The sequence below is a fragment of the Streptomyces sp. PA03-6a genome, assembly GCF_033792765.1.
GTDB lineage: Bacteria > Actinomycetota > Actinomycetes > Streptomycetales > Streptomycetaceae > Actinacidiphila.
Genome location: NZ_JARAVK010000395.1, coordinates 1 through 5,609 on the forward strand (window position 1 = coordinate 1; position 5,609 = coordinate 5,609).

General features: G+C 67.5%; 8 protein-coding genes and 2 pseudogenes. 7 read left to right on the forward strand and 3 right to left on the reverse strand.

Annotation, left to right across the window (positions count from 1 at the left end):
• Window positions 1-129: pseudogene (locus PV350_RS43895) on the forward strand (IS5/IS1182 family transposase); the annotation flags it as partial.
• A gap of 69 nt (window positions 130-198) precedes the next feature.
• A pseudogene (locus PV350_RS43900) lies at window positions 199-802 on the forward strand (Uma2 family endonuclease).
• Here the strand turns inward: PV350_RS43900 and PV350_RS43905 are convergent.
• Together PV350_RS43905 and PV350_RS43910 are read right to left on the reverse strand one after the other, a co-directional pair.
• Complete coding sequence (locus PV350_RS43905; RefSeq protein WP_500338979.1) at window positions 756-890, reverse strand: hypothetical protein; 135 nt, start codon at window positions 888-890, stop codon at window positions 756-758. The pseudogene PV350_RS43900 and the gene PV350_RS43905 sit on opposite strands and share 47 nt — an antisense overlap.
• 516 nt (window positions 891-1,406) lie before the next feature.
• Complete coding sequence (locus PV350_RS43910) at window positions 1,407-1,646, reverse strand: hypothetical protein (protein ID WP_500338969.1); 240 nt, start codon at window positions 1,644-1,646, stop codon at window positions 1,407-1,409.
• Between the two features lie 372 nt (window positions 1,647-2,018).
• Between PV350_RS43910 and PV350_RS43915 the strand changes: the two genes are divergently transcribed.
• Window positions 2,019-2,276, forward strand: coding sequence for a hypothetical protein (locus PV350_RS43915; protein ID WP_500338971.1), 258 nt, complete (start codon window positions 2,019-2,021; stop codon window positions 2,274-2,276).
• A 35-nt stretch (window positions 2,277-2,311) separates the two neighbouring features.
• Window positions 2,312-2,650, forward strand: coding sequence for a PIN domain-containing protein (locus PV350_RS43920; protein WP_500338977.1), 339 nt, complete (start codon window positions 2,312-2,314; stop codon window positions 2,648-2,650).
• Here the strand turns inward: PV350_RS43920 and PV350_RS43925 are convergent.
• Window positions 2,555-3,286, reverse strand: coding sequence for a transposase (locus tag PV350_RS43925; RefSeq protein ID WP_500338978.1), 732 nt, complete (start codon window positions 3,284-3,286; stop codon window positions 2,555-2,557). The two genes, PV350_RS43920 and PV350_RS43925, sit on opposite strands and share 96 nt — an antisense overlap.
• 253 nt (window positions 3,287-3,539) lie before the next feature.
• Here PV350_RS43925 and PV350_RS43930 point away from each other — a divergent pair, with 253 nt between their 5' ends.
• From PV350_RS43930 to PV350_RS43940, 3 genes are all read left to right on the forward strand, one after another.
• Window positions 3,540-3,860 carry a hypothetical protein gene (locus tag PV350_RS43930; protein ID WP_500338973.1) on the forward strand — a complete coding sequence of 107 codons (321 nt, stop codon included), beginning with the start codon at window positions 3,540-3,542 and terminating at the stop codon, window positions 3,858-3,860.
• Between the two features lie 132 nt (window positions 3,861-3,992).
• A complete protein-coding gene (locus tag PV350_RS43935) occupies window positions 3,993-4,382 on the forward strand; it encodes a hypothetical protein (RefSeq protein WP_500338974.1) in 390 nt (129 codons plus the stop codon).
• A 607-nt stretch (window positions 4,383-4,989) separates the two neighbouring features.
• On the forward strand, window positions 4,990-5,577 hold the full coding sequence (locus PV350_RS43940) for a DnaB-like helicase N-terminal domain-containing protein (RefSeq protein ID WP_500338975.1): 588 nt from the start codon (window positions 4,990-4,992) through the stop codon (window positions 5,575-5,577).
• Window positions 5,578-5,609: the final 32 nt, after the last annotated feature.

Consider the following 5,609-nt stretch of genomic DNA (forward strand, 5'->3'; position numbering starts at 1 on the left):
CGGCGCCTCGCCCGAGACTACGAGACCCTGCCCGCCAGCTCCGAGGCCATGATCCACGTCGCCTCGATCGACAACCTCACCAAGCGCATAACGGACGAGACGACACCCACCTGGCGAGGAACTTACTAGGAGATAAAGGGCAATCCACCTAGATCAAACGCCCTCTAAGCACGACAGGCAAAATCGCTAGGTTGCCCTGTGACCGCACTGCCCGACTGGATGCGCCCGCCGCGCGCGGAAGGCTGGTTCGCGGAGGATCTGGATCGCCCCACGAGGCACCGCGCCACACTGAGCTCATCGACGGAGCCCTTGTTTTTATGATGTCGCCGCAGAGGTGGTGGCGCGGTCACCTCGTCACCATGTTCACTGTCGCTCTCATGGAGCAGGCACCCACGGACACCAGAGTGGGTCGTGAGATGACTATCAAGCTCGATCAGCGCAACCGGCCTGAGCCGGATCTGCTGGTGACGACAGCTGACTACGACGGCGACCGGACCTGTTCGTACCGGAGGAAGTGCGACTCGTCACCGAGGTGGTCTCCCCCGAGTCCGCCCACCGGGATCGCACGGTAAAGCTTCGTAAGTACGCGGAGGCGGGCATCCCGCACTACTGGTGCATCGAGGACGAGGACGGAGTACCCGTTGTCCATGTCTACGAGCTTGACGAACCAACCCACGCTTATGCGCCTGCTGGCATCTTCCGAAACTCGCTAAAGCGGCCGGTGTCCTTTGAGGTTCGCCTCGACCTGGACAAACTCACTCCGCCCCGTCCGTTTCCGGAGCCCTTCGGGCGTTGTTCCTGAGGTTGGCGAAGGGCACAGCTCCTCCGTGGAGTTCTTTGAATTCGTCGATTAAGTCCTGCTCGGCCTCACCCGCGTCGTCCTCGGTCATCGGCCGCCAGGCAACGAGCAGTGCGTCCGAGTCGACCAGCTGCCAGATGTAGCGGCCGCCCCAGTGGCCAGCCAGCAGACCGGTGCCGTGGCGGTGGTAGTCGGCAAGCCGCAGATTCAGTGAGCCCTTTCAGCCGAGCCTCGAACGGGTGACGCTGTCGCGAACGTTGACCGGGCCACAAGCAGGGCCGCTTGTAGTGTGCCGCGGAGAGCAGTCGTTTGAGACGTCATCCGATCGGTGGCCACTTTGAAAGAGCTCAGTCCGTCCTGGCCCGCAGCCTTGCCGATGTACACGACCGTTGCCCCGTCCACCCAGGCATCGCCGAGCTTGTCGGCCGTCACGGACGGGTCACGGCCCTTGAGGTGTCCGGCAGGGGGACCACCCTGCCTGCGCGGGAAGGAGACTTTATAACCTGTGGGTTTGGGAGGCATTTGCCATTCCTTGGTGCGATTGCCCATGTGTCAGGCGAGTAGTGTGTGAGAAGCAAGGACTGGGGGCCGCTGAGGCGGGATCACTTCATGTTGCGGCGCATGTCCGCGCCGGCTCCGCACCGACTGTCCAGTGCGAATCCTCAGTCTCAAGGTTGTCGATTCCGAAGCCGGAGAGGATGCCGCGTTCGATTGCCTGGGACAAGCCGAGCTCGTTTATCCACTTCCAGTAAGTGCCGGCCGTTTCGTCGCTCATGGAGGCGATCTTGAGTTCGCTCCCGTCCTTGCCGACCGGGGTTCGGGGCGCGCGGCGCGGGGTTGCGATCATGTAGAGCCGATACCTGTGCGGGGACGCGTGTGTTGTCGTGATCGCCGCTCAGGGAAGGCCCAAACCCCCCGGCCGTGCAGGCGCTCGATATGCCACACGCGACCGGCCGGACCCGCGCCTCGCGGTCGGCCGCGGGCTGCAGCTGGCTTCGTTTCGCGGGCCTCGGCCCCGCCTGATCACCGGGCGCCACCGGGCACGCGGTGCGCCTACGGCCCTGAGCCACCACGGCTCGGCGGTTCGGGTGTGGGTGTGGTCGTCCCGCGAGCCCTGGGTGCTACGTGGCCGGCGGTGCTGTCTTCCGCCTCAGAATGCACACGGGTACGTACCCGTACCCCCTATAGTGTGGTGCGCCACCACGATAGGAGACCCCACGTGTCCGATGCGAACGTCCGTATCCCCGCCGAGGCCCGGGACCGGCTCTCGGAGATCGCCGCCGCCGAGGGCCTGTCGCTGCGCGCCTACCTGGCCCGCCTGGCCGACACGCTCCTCACCCCCGCCGAGCGGGCCGAGCGCGCCGAGCAGGCCCGCGCCGTCCTGAACGCCTGGAACGGCTACGCCCCCACCCCCGCAGAGCAGGACGACCTGGACGCCGAACTCGACCGCCGCCTCACCCAGGCCACCGCCCGGTGAACCAGATCGTGCACGTCGTCCTAGACGACACCGCCATGGTCGCCGCCGGCCGCGGCAACCTGCTGGCCTCCCGCCTCATCCACCGTGCCCACGCCGAAACAGGCTGGCACCTGTACGCACCCACCTGCGCCTTGGTCGAAGCCGACCGCGCCCGCCCCGGCACCGCCGAGCACATCGCAGCCCTACCCGGCATCACCGTCGTCGACCTCGACCTGCCCGCAGCCCTGGCCCTCGCCCGCGAGAACACCTGGGCCACCGCCCACACCCGCCACACCGCCCTACCCACCCCGGAACGCCCTGACGGCGCGGTCATTGCCACCGCCGCCCCGGACCGGTGGGCCGGGCAGCCCGTCAGGACCCTCGACCTGACCTGACAGCCGGCGCCGAAGTCCATGGATGCCTTGCGAATCCGCGATGTACCGAGTCAGGACGCGGGACGCGTACCGGGGAATCGCAAGGCGGCCGGGCGCGACGACCGTACTGGACGAGGGCGCGCTTTTGCCTGCACGCGGTCCGGATTGCGCAGCCCCATAGAAAGCCGAGACGCCGCCGCACCGCAGCCAGGTGCACCAGCAGGCGTTGCCCGGCCAGGTACCGAAGAGCCCGGCAGACAAGGCCAAGCCACCACCACCACATTGCAACAGACGGTAGGACTGCCGGTGGGAATGATCGGGGACAGCCTCGACCGCGCTGTGCAGGGCGTGTTCACTCGCCCCACTGGGGATATTTCGCTGTTGCTGAATCTGCCTCCCCCTTCGGGGGCCTGGCCTGTACGCGAGCGATCCCGGGGCTGACGCTGAATCGACGCTTCGGGAAATTGGTAAGTTTGGGAGCATCCGGCGGAGCCTGACCTCCGGAGGGCCCCTCCGGAGGGCACCTCCGGAGGGGGCGACGCCGCAGTAGGAGGCGAATGCGGCCTCCGAGCGGAGACGGCCGACCCCAGCGGTGCGGGTAAGGGTCTTCGCTGCCAGCAAGTCCCCGACACCGTGGAGCTCGGTGACGGCGGTGATCCGGCGCGGTCCAGACGGCGATGGTCGGAGCCTGCGGCCCGGTCATCGCCGACCCCGACGCCGGGTGGTTGTACTGGCTCGTACCGCCGGGAACGACCGCCGATGGGACCCGCACCCGTATGGGCTGTGCCTCGGGGCACCGCACATCCTGACGCTGCCCCCGCTCGCCCGCGACGTGCCTCCGGGCCCGTACTGGCTGCGGCCGAGCGTCAGCGACCGCCTCGTGCCACCGGTACCGCTCCGCGGTCTCCGCGTGTCCAGCACGGTGCAGGTGGGCGAGGTCACCCCTGAGGACATTGACGAGCGGGTGGCGGGCACTGTGCACCTGTTCCAGCAGCGCGTCGACAAGGCCGGTGACGTGCGGGTGACCGTCATCGGCGAGCGCGTGTTCTGTGTGCGCATCGACTGCGGCTTGCTGGATTGGCGTACCGACTACGGCAGGCTGCGCTACAGCGTGGTGGAGCCGCCGGCCGGGATCGCGGACGCCCTGCACCGCTACCTGGCACGCTTCGGGTTGGGTTTTCGGTGCTTTCGACTTCGCCATCGACCGGGCCGGGGCATGGTGGTTCCTTGAGTGCAACCCCTCGGGCCAGTGGGCGTGGATGGAGCCCGAGACGGGATTGCCGTTGGTGGCGGCCACGGCCGATCTACTCGAACGGAAGGCGTTATGCCCCATCAAGGCCTGCGGGACAAGCTGCTCCGCCACATGACCGAGCGGGGCAGCGTCCGGTCACCTCAGTGGCGGGATGCGGTCGCGGTCACGCCCCGGCACGAGTTCCTGCGCGGCGGCTACTTCCGCTGGGTGGAGGGGTCGTCGCCGACGGCATGGGAGCCGGTGATGCCAGACGATCCGGACTGGTTGACCGGCTGCTACAGCGACGTGTCACTTGTTACGCAGATCGCCGGGACGATCGTGCCGGGCGACATCCGCGGGCAGATCCTGCGCCAGCCCACCAGCTCCAGCACGTTCCCGGGGCTGGTGGTGCGGATGCTGGAAGACCTGGAAGTCGTGGACGGCGCGCGGGTCCTCGAGTGTGAAGTCTCACTCCTTTGCCGGATGTTGCTGTCCCTGACCTGTGGTCCTGCAGTTCGTTGAGATGGATCTCGAAGTTGTCTGTCCCGGTCCTGCGCGCCTCGAACGTCCGGACGGCCACGGAGGCCACCGGTTCGAGCCGTGCGGAGCCGTCGGGCTAGGGCCATATAGGTATCTGACCTGGGAAGCTGTGATTGATTGAGATACGCGCGTTCAAATGAGAACGCCTATGGTGCAACCGAGTTGTCATCACGGCGAGACACCGGCCCTGATCAGCCCGGTCTGTGGCCTCGCACACCGCCTTCGCTGGTCACACTGGCGACGCCAGTGCCAAGCCGGCGCACGTCTGTGCCATTACCGCAGGCAAGCCGCTGCCCGGCGAAGATCAACATCTACGCCTGGAGTACTACTGGCTCGTCAGACCATCGCGCCATCTTTGAGCGGCTTCAGGCTGGTCTTCACGCGCGTGAGGAGCCGTATCGATGAGATGAAGGAGAACCCAGGCCACGCCGGTCAAGCATGCGGAGCGGTCGACAGTTCCGTCGGACCGGCCAGCAAGGGTGATGGAGTGGTGCGGGGCGTGTGACAAGGACACCCGCAAGCGGTTCGACGAATCGTTCGAGTACGTCGACTGCCCCGATTGCAGCTCGCTTGCAGCGGCAGGTGTCCGGTGACCGACTTGATCCCCGGGCAGCGTGAGGCCGCGCCGTACGCGCCGCCGCATGACCTGGAAGCCGAGATGGCCGTGCTGGGCGCGATGCTGCTCTCGCGCGACGCGATCGGTGAGGTCCTCGAGGTGGTGTCCGGCGGGCACTTCTACCGGCCCGCGCACGCCACCGTGTTTGCCACGATCGTCACCCTCTATCTGCGGGGCGATGCGGCGGACCCGATCACGGTGGCGGCCGAGCTCACCAAGACCGGCGAGATTGCCCGGGCTGGCGGCGCGCCGTACTTGCACGAGCTGGTGCAGGCCACCTCGACGGTCGCCAACGCCGAGCAATACGCCCTCATCGTCCGCGAGCGCGCCGCGCTGCGGGACGTGATCACCGTGAACCTGACCGCGGCGAACCAGGCGATGCGCGGTGAGGGCACCGCCAGCGAGATCATCGCCACCCAGCAGCAGGCCCTGCAGGCCGTCTACGACGACACCGGCGACGACGGCCTGGACCTGCTCGGCCCGCACTGGACCTCTTCCACGACGACTACGACCGCCGCGCCGCCAGCGCCGGCGCGCTCAGCGGAATCTCCACCGGCTTGATCGACCTGGACGCCCTGACCAACGGACTGCAG